Raw genomic sequence first — 15,716 nt, forward strand, 5'->3', positions numbered from 1 at the left:
CCCGGACACATCTCGAACAACTGGATCAACTGCCGTGAAACAGTCGTCAGTTGACCCACACTAGTACGCCGGATGCATGTTCCACCGGAAAATGCCAAAGCGCTCACCTCTCGCGCATACGTTGCGTAGTGTCCCTGTCACTCAACCGGAGTCACAGGCGGGAGGGAAGCCAGGGTGCCCGGAATCGACGAGTGCTTGCTGGAAGCGATGCGGTTGCCCGGTGCCCGGGGAGCCTCCCTGGTGGACTGGACGAGCGGACTGGCCCTGGGCACCGTCGGGGACGCCCCCGGCGGTGACCACGAGACCACCGCGGCCGAGGCCGCCGAACTGGCGCGGCTGGCCGCCGAACACGGTGCCTTCGCGGCCGGGGACGGCGACGACGTCGGCCCGCCCGTCGAGGACGTGATCGTCAGCAACCACGACAGCTACCACCTGCTGCGGTTCGTGGACACGTCCTTCGACAGCAGCGTCTTCCTGCACCTGTGGCTGGGCCGGGAGGAGGGCAATCTCGCCCTCGCCCGGATCCGGCTCGGCGAGATGGCTGCCCGGTTGGTGCTGGGATGACGATGGTCGAAACGCCTCCGCCGCTGCCGGTGCGGGACAGGTCTGCGGCCCAGGACCGTACGGCGGGCGCGCTGTCCCCGATGCTCCGCCGGCTCGCCGAGGAGCAGGCCACCGGCGTCCTCGTCCGCGAGCACGGCACCCTGCACCTCGCCGAGGGCCGGGTGGTGCACGCCGAGAGCCCCCATGCCCCTGGTCTCGACGTGCTCCTCACGGCCCACGGCACCCTGGCCACGACCGCCTGGCAGCGGGCTGCCGCGCAGGCCGACGGCCCGACGGACGCGGCCCGGCTGCTGCTGGACGCCGGGCTGCTCCCGGAGGGCGCGCTGGAGCTGTGCCACCTGGACGCGCTGTACGACGCCGGGTACTTCGCCCTGTCGCCGAGCAGCGCCCCGGGCCGCTTCCGGTACGCCCGGGCGCCCCGCCTCGGCCCGCTGCCCTCGGTTCCGGTCATCGCGCTGGAACGCGAGACGCTGCGCCGCCGGCTGCTGCTGCACCGCCTGTGGCCGGACCCGGCGACCGACAACGTGCCGCTGATCCGCGCCGACCCGGCCGCCACGGCGCCGGTCACCCCCCGCCAGCGGGCGGTCCTGGACCGGGTGGACGGCGTCCGCACGGCCCCGGAGATCGCCCGCAACCTGGGCAGGCAGGCCTTCCACACGCTGGTGGACGTACGCCGGCTCTCGGCGGCCGGACTCCTCAGGCCGAAAGCCGTGACCCCCGTTCCCCCGCCGGTGCCCCCGGCTCCCCCGCTCACGGTCACCGACCCCGACATCGCGCTGCTGAAGAGGCTCAGGGATGCGCTGGAGGCGCTTTGAACGGCACCAACCCGCCGAGAGGAGAGAGCTGATGGTGTCCGCACAGGACCTCGACGCCGTCCTGGACGAGCTGCGTCGACTGCGGACCCGCGTGCCGCAGCTCACCGGCGCCCTCGCGGCCGGCGTCGACGGTCTCGCCGTCGCCCACGACACCCCCGGTGTCGACCCGGAGGGGCTGGCGGCACTCACCGCGGCCGCGCTGGGCGTCGCCGTACGGATGGCCGACGCGACCGGGAACAGCGGCTTCCGGGAGCTGCTGGTGCGCGGCGAGAACGGCTACGTCGCCACCTACGCGGCCGGCCGCACCGCCGTGCTGACGCTGCTCGCCCAGGACCGGGTCAACGTCGGCCGGCTGCATCTGGAGGGCCGCCGCGCGGCCGCCCGCGTCGGGGAAGTGCTCGACGCCGCCGAAGCCGCCGCGGAAGCCACCCGGCCGGCCACCAGGACCACACCCGCATCACGGACCAGAACCACACGCACGCCACGCACCACGACCGAAGCGCGCACCGCAACCGACAGCTGAAAGGACCACCATGGCCAACACCGAAACCGCACTGAAAGAGGCGCTGACCTCCATCGAGGGCGCCACCGGCGTCGCGCTCGTCGACTACACCAGCGGCATGGCGCTGGGCACGATGGGCGGCAGCAAGAGCTTCGACCTGAACGTGGCCGCCGCCGGCAACACGGACGTGATCCGCGCCAAGATGCGCACGATGGAGCACCTGGGCCTCAAGGGCGACATCGAGGACATCCTGATCACGCTGTCGGACCAGTACCACCTGATCCGTCTGCTCAAGGGCCGCGGCGGCAACGGCCTGTTCCTCTATCTGGTCCTGGACGCCAGCCGGGCCAACCTGGCGATGGCCCGGCACCAACTGAAGGGGATCGAGGCAACGCTGGAGGTCTGACAGGTCAGACGAGCGCTGCGGCGCGGCGGCGGGTCCCGCCCGGGGCCGCGTCGCTGGCCGCGAGGCCCGTGCCGCGCAGGCCCTTCACGGCCGCGCCCGCCGGGCTTCCGCCCCGCCGGTCGAGCCAGTCGACCCGCACCCACAGCAGGGTGTCCTCGGCCCGCTCGCGCCGCCCGAGCCAGGCGGCCTTCAGCCGCAGCCCGGTGCCGGCCCCGGCGAGGAGCATGCCCCCGGCCGCGGGCACCGCGAAGGAGCTGCCGAACGCGACGGCGAAGGCGAGCAGCAGCCACCAGCGGTGCCCCCGGCGCCAGGTGCGCACGGTCACCGCCCGGTCCTGCAGGACGTCGAACTTGCCCGCACGGGCGGCCCCGCGGGCGAGGGCGGCGTACCGCCTGTGCCGGACCAGCGCCACGACCGCGGCGGTGACCAGGAACAGGGCGGCCCCCGCGAGCACGCCGATCCGGCGCCCGGTCACCCCGGGCAGCAGGACCCCGATCCCCGCGGCGAACACCCCGAACCACCACAGCGGTGCGGCCCCGGCCCGTACGACGACGGCCACCCGGGCCAGCCCCTGTCCTCCACGCGCCACGATCCGCCTCCTCATCGTCCCGGCACAGTGCTGTCGGCCGGGCACGGTAACGAGCGAACGTGAGACGAGTCTGAGAGCGCGCCGGGCCGTTCGGCCCGTTCGGCCTATTCGACGAACAGTCCGCGGGCCGCCGCGTGCGCGTCGAACTCCTCCAGCCGGGCCTGGGCGTCCGGCAGGTCGTCGCAGACCGCCTCCAGCAGCACCCGCCCGAGCAGCATGGGCGCGCACGCGGTGTCGAAGGCGAGCCCGGTGCCGACGGCGGCGGGCAGCAGCAGGTCGGAGTACTTGGCGACGGGCGCGAAGGCGGAGTCGGCCACCGTGACGACGGTCAGGCCCGCCTCCTTGGCGTAGGCGAGGGTGTCGACGACCTCGCGCGGATGCCGGGGCAGCGCAAAGCACAGCAGGGCGGAGGCGCCCGCGCGGACGGCCGCGTCGATGCGGTCGTGGATCATCGTGCCGCCCTCGTTGAGCAGCCGGACGTCCGGGTGGACCTTGGCGGCGAAGTACGCGAAGCCGTACGCCTGGGAGGCGGCGGCCCGCAGCCCGAGCACCGGCAGCGGGCGGGAGGCGGCCAGGACCCGGCCGGCCCGCTGCACCGGGCGGGGGTCGGCGAGCAGCTCCGCGAGGTGCTTCAGGTTCTCGATCTCGGCCTCGACGGCCTGCTGGTACTCGTTGTAGGAGCCCGCCTCCGCGGCCGGTTCGGCGGGCACGACCTCACGCAGGTGCTTGCGCAGCGCGGGGTAGCCGTCGAAGCCGAGGGCGACCGCGAACCGGGTCACCGACGGCTGGCTGACCCCGGCCAGCTCGGCCAGCTCCACGCTGGACAGGAAGGGCACGTCGGCGGCCCGGCGCACCATGCTGTGCGCGATGCGGCGCTGGGTGGGCGTGAGCCGGTGCCCCTCGAAGAGCACCTGCAGTCGGGCGGCCGGGCTGTCCGCCACAGCGGACATGACCTCGGAAGCCACCTCGGTCGTCGCCTCGGACGTCACACCGGTACTCCTGTCCACGCTCATGCCGTGCTCCCCCTCCAGACCGACGCTGCGAGCGAGGCGAAACCCGCCCGTTCCTCGACGCCCCGGGAGAGTACAGCGTGCCCCGTCGGCACACCCCCGATACGAGACGACAGCAAGCCTGGACTCCCCTCAGCTATTCACACACCAAGAACTCTGCATGACGTTATGCAGCCGGGCAAGGGGCGGTATCGCCGTGGCGATGATCCGACGACGAAACAGCCAAGTGTCGTTAAACAGACACTCAGGGTGATCGGACGGCTGCTTACGGTGAACGTGCGCTACTGGCACGACTCCTGAGGAAGCGTCATGGCCTCCAACCGCAGGGCCTTCCTGACGGCCACCGCCGTCACCGCCCTGACCGCCGCCCCGGCGACGGCCGCCCCCGGTCCCCGTCCCCTCCCCCCGAGCGCGGCGCACACCGCGCGTACCGCCCTCGACGAACTCCTCGCGGGCAACCGCCGCTACGCGGCCGGCCACCCCCGTCACCCGCACGACAGCCCCGGCCGGCGCCACCTGCTGGCCGCCGCACAGGACCCGTTCGCGGTGATCGTCGGCTGCATCGACTCCCGGGTGCCGCCGGAGCTGGTCTTCGACCTGGGACTCGGCGACGTGCTGTGCATAAGGACCGCCGGCCAGGTGCTGGACGAGGCCGTGCTCGGCTCCATCCAGTACGGCGTCCAGGAGCTGGGCGTCCCGCTGGTGCTGGTGCTCGGGCACGAGCGCTGCGGAGCCGTCGCCGCCACGCTGGACCATCTGCGCACGGGGGCGCCGGTGCCGGGCCACCTGGAGCTGCTGGTGGACGAGATCGCACCCGCCGCCTGCCGCACCCGGGCGCTGCCCGGCGACTGGGCCGAGCACACCATGCGCGCCCACACGGCCTGGGTCCGGGACGCGATCCGCGCCGACCCGGCCTTCACCTCGGCCCACGTCGCGGCCGCCCGTTCCGACCTGGACACGGGGCTCGTGTCCCTGCTGCCCTGAACCCACCCCTGAAGAAGCCATGAAACTGAACCGAGCCCTGTCCGTCCTGCCCTCCCCCGCCGACCTCCGCTCCATGGCCCTGGCCCCGCGCCGCGACCTGCTGTGCGGGCTGACCGTCGCCGTCGTCGCCCTGCCCCTGGCCCTCGGCTTCGGCGTCACCTCCGGACTCGGCGCCGCCGCCGGGCTGACCACGGCGGTCGTCGCCGGTGCGCTGGCCGCGCTGTGCGGCGGCAGCGCCCGCCAGGTCAGCGGCCCGACCGGCGCGATGACCGTCGTCCTCGTGCCGATCGTGCATCGCTACGGCTCCGACGGCGTCCTCACCGTCGGCCTGATGGCGGGCGCCCTGCTGCTGCTCCTCGCCTTCGCTCGGGCGGGCGCGGCGATGGCGTACGTCCCCGCGCCGGTGATCGCCGGTTTCACCCTCGGCATCGCCTGTGTGATCGCCCTCCAGCAGGTGCCGGCCGCGCTCGGCGTGCCCACCCCGCACGGCGAGCAGGTCGTCGTGGTCGCCGTACGGGCGGCGCGGGAGTTCGGGCGCGTCCCGCACTGGCCGGCGCTGCTGCTGGCCGTCGGCGCGGCGGCGATCGTGCCGGCCGGCGCCCGCTGGAGGCCGGCCGTGCCCTTCTCCCTGGTCGCGGTGGCCGCGGCCACCGGCGTGGCCGAGGCGCTGCACCTGTCCGTCACCCGCATCGGAACCCTGCCCGCGTCCCTGCCGGCGCCCTCCCTCTCCTTCCTGGACCTCTCCCGTCTCCCCTCCCTGCTCGCCCCTGCCGCCGCGGTGGCCGCGCTGGCCGCGCTGGAGTCCCTGCTGTCGGCGTCGGTCGCCGACGGGATGCGGCCCGGCCAGCGGCACGACCCGTCCAAGGAACTGTTCGGGCAGGGCATCGCCAACCTCGCCGCCCCGCTGTTCGGCGGGGTCCCGGCCACCGGTGCCATCGCCCGCACGGCGGTCAACGTCCGCACCGGCGCCGCCTCCCGGCTGGCCGCGCTCGCGCACGCGGTGATCCTCGCCGGGATCGCGGCGGTCGCCGCCCCGCTGGTGGGCCGTGTCCCGCTGGCCGCGCTGGCCGGGGTGCTGCTGGCGACGGCCGTACGCATGGTGGAGCGGGACGCGGTAAGGGCGATGGCCCGGGCCACCCGCGGCGACGCTCTGGTGCTGGTCCTCACCGCCGGCGCCACGCTCGCCCTGGACCTGGTGCGGGCGGTGCTGATCGGCCTCGGCGTCTCGGTGCTGCTGGCGTTGCGCGCGGCGATGCGCGGCACCCGGCTCACCCCGGCCGCCGCCGACGAACTGCCGGGCCAGGTTGGCACGGTGACCTACCGGTTCGACGGCCCGCTGCTGTTCGCCGCCGCCCACCGCTTCCGATGCGGGCTCGCCGACCTGCACGACGGGGTCTCGGCGGTCGACCTGCGCCTGTCCGGTCTCACGGCGGTGGACGCGACCGGCGCGCTGGCGCTGAAGGAGGCGGTCGCCGAGCTGCGCGGGCGGGGCGTCGACGTCCGGATCAGCGGGGTGGACCTGGACCACCGCAGGGTCCTGGAGTCCTGCGGGGTGCTCACGGCCGGCGGCGCCGGGGCGAAGAGGGGGGTTGTCCCCAGTGCGGCGGGCATGACCGCTCCCTAGGGTGGAGCGCATGAGCGCACTGGACTCACGGGACGTGGACCTCGAGAAGGACCTGGACGCCACCGTGCGGGCACGCAGGGAACTGGGCGAGGAGTACGACTCCGCACTCGTCGAGTCCTTCCTGGAGAAGGTCGACCAGCGGATCGACGACGTGGTGGACCGCCGGGTGCGGCGGCACCTGGCCGAGCAGCGGATGGTGGACGCGCGCGGTGCCCGGCGGCCGAAGGGCGGCGACAGCTGGGCCGAGCGCTTCGGCTTCGCGATCGTCTCGCTGGTGCTGGCGATCCCGCTGTCCGCGATCGGCGGCGCCTTCGCGGACATGACCGGGGTGGTGACCACCTGGGTCGGCATCGTCGGCGTCAACGTGGCCCAGGCGGTCCGGCACAACCCGGAGATCCTCGCCGGGCGCCGGGCCTCCCGGGAGGACTGAGGGGTTCACGCCTGCCGGGTCGGCAGCACCATGATCTGGCGCAGGTTGACGTGCCGGGGGCGGCTGGTGGCGTAGGCGACGACGTCCGCGACCTCCGCCGCCGCGAGGCTGCCGATCGCCTGGAGCATGCCGTCCAGCTGCCCGGACAGCTCCGCGTTGCCGACGTGCGCCTTCAGCTCGGTCTCCGTGAGCCCCGGCTCGACGTTGGTGACCCGTACGTCACGCGGCCCCAACTCGGTGCGCAGGGACTGCGAGAGGTAGGTGACGGCGGCCTTCGTGGCGCCGTACACCGCGTAGTTGGGGAAGGTGACGTGGGCGCCGATGGACGACACGTTCACCAGGTCGGCGGTGCGGCCCTCGGCGGCCGCGGCGACCAGGTCGGCGGTGAAGGCGCGGATGACCCGCAGCACGCCGGCCACGTTGGTGTCGAGCATGCGCTGCCACTCGTCGAGCCGGCCGTCGTCGACGGGGTTCGGCAGCATCACCCCGGCGTTGTTGACGACGAGGTCGACGGGCCCGTAGGTCGCGTGGACCAGGTCCCGGGCGGCCTCGACGGAGGCGTCGTCGGTGACGTCGGCGGCCACCACCAGCGCCTCGCCGCCCTCGGCCCGGATCTTCCCGGCGACGGTCTCCAGCCGGTCCGCGCGCCGGGCGAACAGCGCCACCCGGGCGCCCTGCGCGCCCAGTTGCCGGGCGACGGCCTCGCCGATGCCGCTGGCGGCTCCGGTGACGACGGCGGTGCGGCCGGACAGGTTCTCGTACGACATGGGTGTTCTCCCCGATCGGGTGCCGGGGCGTCTCCCCGGCGGCTGACACCACCCTCGCCGGGTCCGGCGGCCGTACCCAGGGATGCGCTTTTCCTGGGTCTGCCAGTACCAGGTTGGCAGACCGCCGCTCCCCTACGATCGAACCCATGGACGGGGACCTCGGAGACTTCCTGCGCTCGCGCCGCGCCCGCATCCAGCCCGAGGAGGTGGGGCTGCCCGTGCACGGGCGGCGCCGCGTACCGGGCCTGCGCCGCGAGGAGGTGGCGCAGCTCGCGGGCGTGAGCGTGGACTACTACATCCGCCTGGAGCAGGGCCGCGGCCCTGGGGGAGTGTCGGACGCCGTGCTGGACGCGATCGCGCGGGTACTGCGGCTGGACGAGACCGAGCACACGTACCTGCGTACGGTGGCGCGGCCGCGCGGGCGCCGCGAGCGCCGCGAGCGCCGTCCGGCCGCGCCCCGGGTGCGGCCGGGCGTACAGCTGCTGTTGGACAGCATGGTGCGGACGCCCGCGTTCGTGCTGGGACGCCGCATGGACGTGCTCGCCTGGAACGCGCTCGGCGACGCGGTGGGCGGCTTCAGCCGCATGGCACCGGCCGAACGCAACATGCCGCGCCAGGTCTTCCTCGACCCCGCCGCCCGGGAGCTCTACCCCGAGTGGGCCGCGGTGGCCGCCCAGACCGTGGCCAACCTGCGCATCGGCGCGGGCCGGTACGCCGACGACGCCGCGCTGTGCGCCCTGGTCGGCGAACTCTCCCTCAAGAGCGAGGACTTCCGCCGGCTGTGGGCCGACCACGAGGTCAAGGAGTGCGCGTACGGCGTGAAGCGCGTCCGGCACCCCGTGGCGGGCCTGCTCACCCTCCCGTACGAGACGCTGACCGTCCCGGCGGACCCGGAGCAGACGATCGTGGTGTACACCCCCGAGCCGGAGTCGGAGACGGCGCAGCGGCTTGCACTGCTCGGCAGTTGGGAATCGGCTCCCGCCCGCTGAAGAAAACAATGCGCGGGGACCGCCGCACCCCCGTTTCCGGGGGGCGGGACGACGGCGGTCCCCGCGAGGGACGCGGGCCGGGTCAGGGCCGGGCTTGCGCGTCCTTGGCGTCCATGGAGGTCCGGGAGCCGCTCCGGAGGTTCCTTGGCGCCGTTCGGCGTCGGCCGGGGCGGGGAGCCGCTCCCGCCCTGCCGACACCCACTAATCTGCCTGACCCGTGTTAAGCGGGTGCTGCGCGCACGTGACACGCTCGTACCACTTCCGAAACGGCTCGATCGGCCGTGGTCACCGCAAGTTCGCCGCCGCCACGGGCAGTTCACCGCAGGTTCGCTACTTGTTCCCGCCCTTGGCCAGGAAGGCCAGCAGGTCCTGCCGGCTGACCACTCCGGTCGGCTTGCCCTCGACCAGGACGATCGCCGCGTCCGCCGAACCCAGCACCGACATCAGGTCGCCGACCGGCTCGCCGGAGCCGACCTGGGGCAGCGGGGAGGACATGTGCTTCTCCAGCGGGTCGTCGAGCGAGGCCCGCTTGTTGAACAGGGCGTCCAGCAGCTCCCTTTCCACGACCGACCCGACGACCTCGGCGGCCATCACGTCCGGGTGGCCGGCGCCCGGCTTGACGACCGGCATCTGCGAGACGCCGTACTCGCGCAGCACCTCGATGGCCTCGCCGACGGTCTCCTCCGGGTGCATGTGCACCAGGGACGGGATGGAGCCGCCCTCCTTGTCGTTGAGGACGTCGGCGACGCGGGCGCTGGGGCCCTCGTCCTCCAGGAAGCCGTAGTCGGCCATCCACTCGTCGTTGAAGATCTTGCTGAGGTAGCCGCGGCCGCTGTCGGGGAGCAGCACGACGACGACGTCGTCCGGGCCCAGTCGCTCGGCGACCTCCAGCGCGGCCACGACGGCCATGCCGCAGGAGCCGCCCACCAGCAGGCCCTCCTCCTTGGCCAGGCGCCGGGTCATCTGGAAGGAGTCCTTGTCGGACACGGCGACGATCTCGTCGGCCACGGTCCGGTCGTAGGCGGTGGGCCAGAAGTCCTCGCCCACGCCCTCGACCAGGTACGGCCGGCCGGAGCCGCCGGAGTAGACCGAGCCCTCGGGGTCGGCGCCGATGACCTTGACCCTGCCGTCGCTGGCGTCCTTCAGGTAGCGGCCGGTGCCGGAGATGGTGCCGCCGGTGCCCACGCCCGCCACGAAGTGGGTGATCTTCCCCTCGGTCTGCTCCCACAGCTCGGGGCCGGTCGAGTGATAGTGCGAGAGGGGGTTGTTGGGGTTGGAGTACTGGTCGGGCTTCCAGGCGCCCGGCGTCTCGCGGACCAGCCGGTCGGAGACGTTGTAGTACGAGTCCGGGTGCTCAGGAGCGACGGCGGTCGGGCAGACCACGACCTCCGCGCCGTACGCCCGCAGCACGTTGATCTTGTCGGTGCTCACCTTGTCGGGGCACACGAAGATGCACTTGTAGCCCTTCTGCTGGGCCACGATGGCGAGTCCGACGCCGGTGTTGCCGCTGGTCGGCTCCACGATGGTGCCGCCCGGCTTGAGCTCGCCGCTCTGCTCGGCGGCCTCGATCATGCGCAGGGCGATGCGGTCCTTCACGGAGCCGCCCGGGTTGAAGTACTCCACCTTGGCCAGGACGGTGGCCTGGATGCCCTTGGTCACACTGTTGAGCTTCACCAGCGGGGTGTTGCCGACGAGGCTGATCATCGAGTCGTGGAATTGCACCGTTGTCTCCGGTTGCTTGCAAAAAACAGTGGTCGTATGTGGTTCCGCCAGCCTAAGGCCCCTGAGTGACGCGGGGCGGGCGTTCACTCCCCGTTGAGATTGACGAACGGGCTGTACGGGGCAAGGAGTGGATGTACGGCTACGAGGAGGTGGCGGCGACGCATGACGAGCATGTCGAGGGCGAGGGTGGCCCGGCGCATCGCGGCCGGAGCGGCGTACGGCGGTGGCGGGGTCGGGCTGATCGGGGCGGCCGCCGTCGGCCTGTTGCTGGCGGAGGTGCGGCTGGCCCGGCGTCACGTGGGCAACGGCAGCGGTGGACGGGTGCCGGTGGCCGAAGGCGTGTACGGCACCTCTTACAACCTCCCCGGTGAACCGCCGCTCAGGCTGAGCATGCTCGGCGACTCGACGGCGGCCGGGCAGGGTGTGCACCGGGCGGGACAGACACCGGGGGCGCTGCTGGCGTCGGGACTGTCCGCGGTGGCGGAGCGCCCGGTGGAGCTGCGGAACGTGGCGCTGCCGGGGGCGCAGTCGGACGACCTGGACCGCCAGGTGGCGCTGGTGCTCTCGTCCCCTTATCCGCTCCCCGACATCTGCGTGATCATGATCGGCGCGAACGACGTCACAAACCGGATGCCGCCGACGCGTTCGGTACGGCACCTGTCGGCGGCGGTACGACGGCTGCGCACGGCCGGCGCGGAGGTGGTGGTCGGCACGTGTCCCGACCTCGGCACCATCGAGCCGGTGCAGCAGCCGCTGCGGTGGCTGGCCCGCCGGGCCTCGCGGCAGCTGGCGGCGGCGCAGACCATCGGGGTGGTGGAGCAGGGCGGCCGGACCGTGTCGCTCGGTGATCTGCTCGGGCCCGAGTTCGCGGCGAATCCGCGGGAGCTGTTCGGGCCGGACAACTACCACCCCTCGGCGGAGGGCTACGCGACGGCGGCGATGGCGATACTGCCCACGGTGTGTGCGGCGCTGGGGCTGTGGCCGGCCGAGGAGGAGCGGCCCGACGTGTCCCGTCGCGAGGGCTTCCTGCCGGTCGCACGGGCTGCGGCGGAGGCGGCGTCGGAGGCGGGCACGGAGGTCACGGCGGCGATGCCCACCGGTCCGCGGGGGCCGTGGGCGTTGCTCAAGCGCAGGCGCAGGCGGCGCGTACCCGAGGCCGAGCCCGCGACTCCGTCCCCGTGACCGTGCGCAGGCCGGGGGGCCAGGGGGCGGAGCCACCTGGCTGCCAAGCAAGCGCTTAGTAAATTGCGGCCAGTGTCACACCGCGACACCGGTGACCTGGACCATACGGACAGGTAACTTCCCAAGCGGCCTGCCAAAACATCGCCCACTGGAGCCGTGATGCCCGAAGCCGTCATCGTCTCGACCGCCCGCTCCCCCATCGGCCGCGCCGGCAAGGGTTCCCTCAAGGACCTGCGCCCCGACGACCTGACCGCGACCATCATCCAGGCGGCGCTCGCCAAGATCCCCGAGCTGGACCCGCGGGACATCGACGACCTGATGCTCGGCTGCGGCCTCCCCGGCGGCGAGCAGGGCCACAACCTCGGCCGTATCGTCGCCGTACAGATGGGCATGGACCACCTGCCGGGCTGCACGATCACCCGCTACTGCTCCTCCTCGCTGCAGACCTCCCGCATGGCCCTGCACGCGATCAAGGCCGGCGAGGGAGACGTCTTCATCTCGGCCGGTGTCGAGACGGTGTCCCGTTTCTTCAAGGGCAGCTCCGACGGCCTCCCGGACACGCACAACCCCTTCTTCGCCGAGGCCGAGGCCCGTACCGCCGCCGTCGCCGAGCAGGAGGGCACCACGTGGCACGACCCGCGTGAGGACGGGCTGGTCCCGGACGCGTACATCTCGATGGGTCAGACCGCCGAGAACCTGGCCCGCCGGAAGGGCGTCACCCGCCAGGAGATGGACGAGTTCGGCGTCCGCTCGCAGAACCTCGCCGAGGAAGCCATCAAGAACGGCTTCTGGGAGCGCGAGATCACCCCGGTGACCCTCCCCGACGGCACGGTCGTCAGCAAGGACGACGGCCCGCGCGCCGGCGTCACCCTGGAGGGCGTCTCGGGCCTCAAGCCGGTCTTCCGCCCGGACGGCCTGGTCACGGCCGGCAACTGCTGCCCGCTGAACGACGGTGCGGCCGCACTGGTCATCATGAGCGACACCAAGGCCCGCGAGCTGGGCCTGACCCCGCTCGCCCGCATCGTGTCGACCGGCGTCTCCGGCCTCTCCCCGGAGATCATGGGCCTCGGCCCGGTCGAGGCGAGCAAGCAGGCCCTGCAGCGCGCCGGCCTGACCGTCGACGACATCGACCTGTTCGAGATCAACGAGGCCTTCGCCGCCCAGGTGATCCCCTCCTACCGTGACCTCGGCATCGACATCGACAAGCTGAACGTCAACGGCGGCGCCATCGCCGTCGGCCACCCCTTCGGCATGACCGGCGCCCGCATCACCGGCACGCTCATCAACTCGCTGCAGTGGCACGACAAGCAGTTCGGCCTGGAGACGATGTGCGTCGGCGGCGGCCAGGGCATGGCCATGGTCATCGAGCGCCTCAGCTGACCTGATCCACCCTCGGTAGCCGAGCGGGTACGGAAGGTCAGGAAACGGCCCAGAACCTGGAAAACACCCGGGTTCTGGGTCTTTTTGTGATCCAATCTCCCCCAGGATGTGACCTATCTCCCTCACTGGGGGTATCGCTGCAGGTCAGCGCAGGTCAGCGCGGTGACGGGCGAAACCACGAGCCCAAAGTCCTGTCCGTTTCGTGACGTTACGCACTGACAGCTGCTTAGTCCGCCCTTCAAGCTGATGTAGGAAGTCGGGGGTCGACTTTGAACCTGGGAGTACGTCAGTGAGCGCCATGCCGATCGCCCTGCTGCTCACCACGGCCGCCACGGGCGCCGTGGGCGTCGCCGTCCTGCGCACCGTCCTGAAGCTGCGCCGCCAGCTCGCGGAGCTGCAGGCCCAGCTCGCGGAGAGCCAGGCCGCAGCCCTGGGCGCGCTGCTGCCCGCGGCCCGCACGACCACCGACACGGACGAGATACGCGCGGCCGTGGCCGAGGCGCTCGCCGAGGAGCGTGAGCGCGAGCTCGCCGAGGCCCGCGCGTTCTGGGCCGCCCAGGAGGCCCGTGACGCCTCCGACGCGCCCTCCCTGCTGGGCCTCCCGGAGAGCGACCTGTTCCTGCCCCGGCAGGCCGACTTCGCGGGTCTGGAGCCGCTGGAGCCGGTGTCCGAGCCGTCCGCCGAGGCCGACGAGTTCTCCCCCAAGGACTTCGTCCAGGGAGGGACCCCCACGGACTCCCCCGAACTGGCCGCGGCCCGCCGCCGTCACCCCTCGCACCCCGACTTCGTCCCGGTGCAGTCGCCTGCCGTGAACGACCACGAGCGCACGGTGACCACGTTGGAGCAGCTGGCCGCCGACCAGGTCGAACTCTCCGACGTCCGCCCCGGCCCCCTCGGCACCCTCGACGTCTACGTCTTCGCCGACGGCACGACGCTGTGCATGACCCCCGGCCACCGTGAGACGGCCGAGCACCTGGCAGCGGCTCTCCGCGAGGGCGAGACCCCGTACCTCCTCGGCGGCTCGGGGATCTCGGGCGCCTACACCCTGACCTTCGCCTGCGGCAAGGACACGGTCTACATCCTGGCCGACCGGGTCATCGCCTCGCTCTGACGTCAGACTCCGGCTCTTTTGCGGGCCTCCTCCACCAGCTCCACGGCCTCGGTGACCTGGTCCGCGTTCTCCAGCACCACCGCCAAGTCGTGCCCGGCCACCATGATTTGGTCGGCGGCCGCGAACATCCCGGCGTCCGGCATCTCCCGGGGCTCCGCGCCGGGCTCCTCCAGCATCTGTGCCCGCCGTGAAAGTTCCCTGGCCGCGGCCAAGGCCTCGGCCGCGGCGCCGCGTTGGAGCCGACTCTGCGGAGCCGCCCGCAACCGGTCGGCGAAGTGATCCACTGCTCGGGTCAAGGGCGTCGTATCAACCACGCGCCGAGCGTAACGCGCCGCACTGTTGCCAATACGCGAACGCTCAGGCACGGTGACGTGAAGGACCGGCTTACATCCCCTTTGCGTTCGGAGGCGCCGATGTCCCAGCTCTTCTCCGAGGAGACCCACCGCAATCTGCTCGCCCGCATCCCGCACTGCACCGGTCGCGAAGTCTCCGACTGGCTGCGCACCGTCGAAGAAGGCCCCGCCCTGTTCCGCTTCGAGGAGAAGGTCAGCTGGCTCCGGCACGAGTACGACCTCGCGTACGGCCACGCGAAGGCGATCGTCCACGAGTACGACCTGAGGAGGGCAGCCCGCAAGCTGCTCTGAGACGCCGAGAGGGCCCCGGGACGAACCCGGGGCCCTCTCGCACGACCGGCGTGTCGGCTAGTCGTTGCTGCTGAAGATCGCCACCAGCCGCAGCATCTCCACGTAGATCCACACCAGGGTCATGGTGAGGCCGAACGCGGCGAGCCAGGACTCGGTGCGCGGGGCGCCGTAGGCGATGCCGTCCTCGATCTGCTTGAAGTCGAGGGTCAGGAAGAACGCGCCGAGCACGATGGCGATGATGCCGACGATCGCGCCGAGCGGGCCCATGCTGCGCAGGCCGCCGCCCTCGGCGACGCCGAACGCGACCAGCAGCAGGTTGACGGCCATGACGAGGACGAAGGCGATGGCGATGGCCGTGCCGATGCGGGCGTAGCGGGCCGTGACGCGGATCCAGCCTGCCTTGTAGATCAGCAGGGTCGCGGCCGAGACCGCCATGGTGCCGAGCACCGCCTGGAAGGGTGCGCCGCTCCAGCGGCTGTTGTACATCTCGCTGATGACGCCGAGGAAGACGCCCTCGAAGGCGGCGTAGCCCAGGATGAGCGCGGGCGAGGGGGTGCGCTTGAAGCTCTGCACCAGTCCCAGGACCATCGCGACGATCCCGGCGCCGAAGGCGAGGCCGTAGCTGGTCGCCGAGATCGGCAGCAGCACCCAGGCGAGGACGGCGCCGACGACGACCGTGCCCAGCGTGAGGGCCGAACGCATGACGACGTCGTCCATCGTCATCCGGCCGGTGGTGGCCGGGGCCTGCGGCGGGGCGCCGTACTGCACGCTCTGCTGGCCGTACGGGTTCTGGGCGTAGGGGTTCTGCGCGTACGGGTTGCCCTGTGCGTACCCGGCCTGCGCTGCGGTGTTGAAGCCGGCGTAGCCGTTGTCGCGGCTGAACCCCCGTCGCGAGAAGACCGGGTTGCTGCTCCTCATTTCACTCCTCCATGGCCACCGTGCGCGGCCTTGGCCTCGAGAGTAATGGATTGGCAAAGGATCGACCGTAATACCTGGG

The 15,716-nt window shown here is 72.4% G+C and carries 18 protein-coding genes; 12 read left to right on the plus strand and 6 right to left on the minus strand.

Annotated elements, in window-relative coordinates:
- Positions 1-174 precede the first annotated feature (174 nt).
- Genes ACIF83_RS16015 through ACIF83_RS16030 form a run of 4 tightly spaced genes read left to right on the plus strand, consistent with a single transcriptional unit; the run spans position 175 to position 2,287 of the window.
- Positions 175-564, plus strand: coding sequence for a hypothetical protein (locus ACIF83_RS16015; RefSeq protein WP_393471491.1), 390 nt, complete (start codon positions 175-177; stop codon positions 562-564).
- Positions 561-1,379: a transcriptional regulator gene (locus tag ACIF83_RS16020; protein ID WP_393471494.1), complete on the plus strand. Its 819-nt coding sequence runs from the start codon at positions 561-563 to the stop codon at positions 1,377-1,379. The genes ACIF83_RS16015 and ACIF83_RS16020 overlap by 4 nt, the downstream gene beginning before the upstream one ends.
- Before the next feature lie 31 nt (positions 1,380-1,410).
- Positions 1,411-1,902 (plus strand): roadblock/LC7 domain-containing protein, encoded by a 492-nt coding sequence (locus ACIF83_RS16025; protein ID WP_393471496.1) that lies wholly within the window; start codon positions 1,411-1,413, stop codon positions 1,900-1,902.
- Between the two features lie 10 nt (positions 1,903-1,912).
- Entirely contained in the window at positions 1,913-2,287 is a 375-nt protein-coding gene (locus ACIF83_RS16030; RefSeq protein WP_393471499.1) for a hypothetical protein, read from the plus strand.
- A gap of 4 nt (positions 2,288-2,291) precedes the next feature.
- Here ACIF83_RS16030 and ACIF83_RS16035 read toward each other — a convergent pair whose 3' ends face one another.
- Together ACIF83_RS16035 and ACIF83_RS16040 are read right to left on the minus strand one after the other, a co-directional pair.
- Positions 2,292-2,876 carry a hypothetical protein gene (locus tag ACIF83_RS16035; protein WP_399727266.1) on the minus strand — a complete coding sequence of 195 codons (585 nt, stop codon included), beginning with the start codon at positions 2,874-2,876 and terminating at the stop codon, positions 2,292-2,294.
- A gap of 104 nt (positions 2,877-2,980) precedes the next feature.
- A complete protein-coding gene (locus ACIF83_RS16040; RefSeq protein ID WP_399727269.1) occupies positions 2,981-3,889 on the minus strand; it encodes a MurR/RpiR family transcriptional regulator in 909 nt (302 codons plus the stop codon).
- Between the two features lie 306 nt (positions 3,890-4,195).
- Here ACIF83_RS16040 and ACIF83_RS16045 point away from each other — a divergent pair, with 306 nt between their 5' ends.
- Genes ACIF83_RS16045 through ACIF83_RS16055 form a run of 3 tightly spaced genes read left to right on the plus strand, consistent with a single transcriptional unit; the run spans position 4,196 to position 6,924 of the window.
- Entirely contained in the window at positions 4,196-4,870 is a 675-nt protein-coding gene (locus ACIF83_RS16045) for a carbonic anhydrase (RefSeq protein ID WP_393471508.1), read from the plus strand.
- A gap of 19 nt (positions 4,871-4,889) precedes the next feature.
- Positions 4,890-6,494 carry a SulP family inorganic anion transporter gene (locus tag ACIF83_RS16050; protein WP_399727273.1) on the plus strand — a complete coding sequence of 535 codons (1,605 nt, stop codon included), beginning with the start codon at positions 4,890-4,892 and terminating at the stop codon, positions 6,492-6,494.
- A gap of 10 nt (positions 6,495-6,504) precedes the next feature.
- Entirely contained in the window at positions 6,505-6,924 is a 420-nt protein-coding gene (locus ACIF83_RS16055; protein ID WP_399727276.1) for a hypothetical protein, read from the plus strand.
- A 5-nt stretch (positions 6,925-6,929) separates the two neighbouring features.
- Here the strand turns inward: ACIF83_RS16055 and ACIF83_RS16060 are convergent, their stop codons facing one another.
- Positions 6,930-7,691 (minus strand): SDR family oxidoreductase, encoded by a 762-nt coding sequence (locus ACIF83_RS16060; RefSeq protein WP_393471517.1) that lies wholly within the window; start codon positions 7,689-7,691, stop codon positions 6,930-6,932.
- Positions 7,692-7,837: 146 nt separating this feature from the next.
- Here ACIF83_RS16060 and ACIF83_RS16065 point away from each other — a divergent pair, with 146 nt between their 5' ends.
- A complete protein-coding gene (locus ACIF83_RS16065; protein ID WP_399727279.1) occupies positions 7,838-8,680 on the plus strand; it encodes a helix-turn-helix domain-containing protein in 843 nt (280 codons plus the stop codon).
- A 330-nt stretch (positions 8,681-9,010) separates the two neighbouring features.
- Here ACIF83_RS16065 and ACIF83_RS16070 read toward each other — a convergent pair whose 3' ends face one another.
- Positions 9,011-10,402 carry a cystathionine beta-synthase gene (locus tag ACIF83_RS16070; RefSeq protein ID WP_399727282.1) on the minus strand — a complete coding sequence of 464 codons (1,392 nt, stop codon included), beginning with the start codon at positions 10,400-10,402 and terminating at the stop codon, positions 9,011-9,013.
- Positions 10,403-10,564: 162 nt separating this feature from the next.
- On the opposite strand from ACIF83_RS16070, the gene ACIF83_RS16075 reads away from it, so the two are divergent.
- The 3 genes from ACIF83_RS16075 (at position 10,565) to ACIF83_RS16085 (ending at position 14,075) form a co-directional block, all read left to right on the plus strand.
- Complete coding sequence (locus tag ACIF83_RS16075; RefSeq protein ID WP_393471523.1) at positions 10,565-11,584, plus strand: SGNH/GDSL hydrolase family protein; 1,020 nt, start codon at positions 10,565-10,567, stop codon at positions 11,582-11,584.
- Between the two features lie 159 nt (positions 11,585-11,743).
- The gene (locus ACIF83_RS16080) at positions 11,744-12,964 is read left to right on the plus strand and encodes an acetyl-CoA C-acetyltransferase (RefSeq protein ID WP_399727285.1); all 1,221 of its coding nucleotides are present in this window, start codon (positions 11,744-11,746) and stop codon (positions 12,962-12,964) included.
- Positions 12,965-13,262: 298 nt separating this feature from the next.
- Positions 13,263-14,075 (plus strand): hypothetical protein, encoded by an 813-nt coding sequence (locus tag ACIF83_RS16085; RefSeq protein WP_393472677.1) that lies wholly within the window; start codon positions 13,263-13,265, stop codon positions 14,073-14,075.
- A gap of 2 nt (positions 14,076-14,077) precedes the next feature.
- Here ACIF83_RS16085 and ACIF83_RS16090 read toward each other — a convergent pair whose 3' ends face one another.
- Complete coding sequence (locus tag ACIF83_RS16090) at positions 14,078-14,389, minus strand: hypothetical protein (protein WP_398139436.1); 312 nt, start codon at positions 14,387-14,389, stop codon at positions 14,078-14,080.
- Positions 14,390-14,488: 99 nt separating this feature from the next.
- Between ACIF83_RS16090 and ACIF83_RS16095 the strand changes: the two genes are divergently transcribed.
- On the plus strand, positions 14,489-14,719 hold the full coding sequence (locus tag ACIF83_RS16095) for a DUF4287 domain-containing protein (protein WP_020940491.1): 231 nt from the start codon (positions 14,489-14,491) through the stop codon (positions 14,717-14,719).
- A 57-nt stretch (positions 14,720-14,776) separates the two neighbouring features.
- Here ACIF83_RS16095 and ACIF83_RS16100 read toward each other — a convergent pair whose 3' ends face one another.
- A complete protein-coding gene (locus tag ACIF83_RS16100) occupies positions 14,777-15,637 on the minus strand; it encodes a Bax inhibitor-1/YccA family protein (RefSeq protein ID WP_393471531.1) in 861 nt (286 codons plus the stop codon).
- Positions 15,638-15,716 lie beyond the last annotated feature (79 nt).

It is taken from the genome of Streptomyces sp. NPDC085866 (assembly GCF_044541035.1).
Lineage (GTDB): Bacteria > Actinomycetota > Actinomycetes > Streptomycetales > Streptomycetaceae > Streptomyces.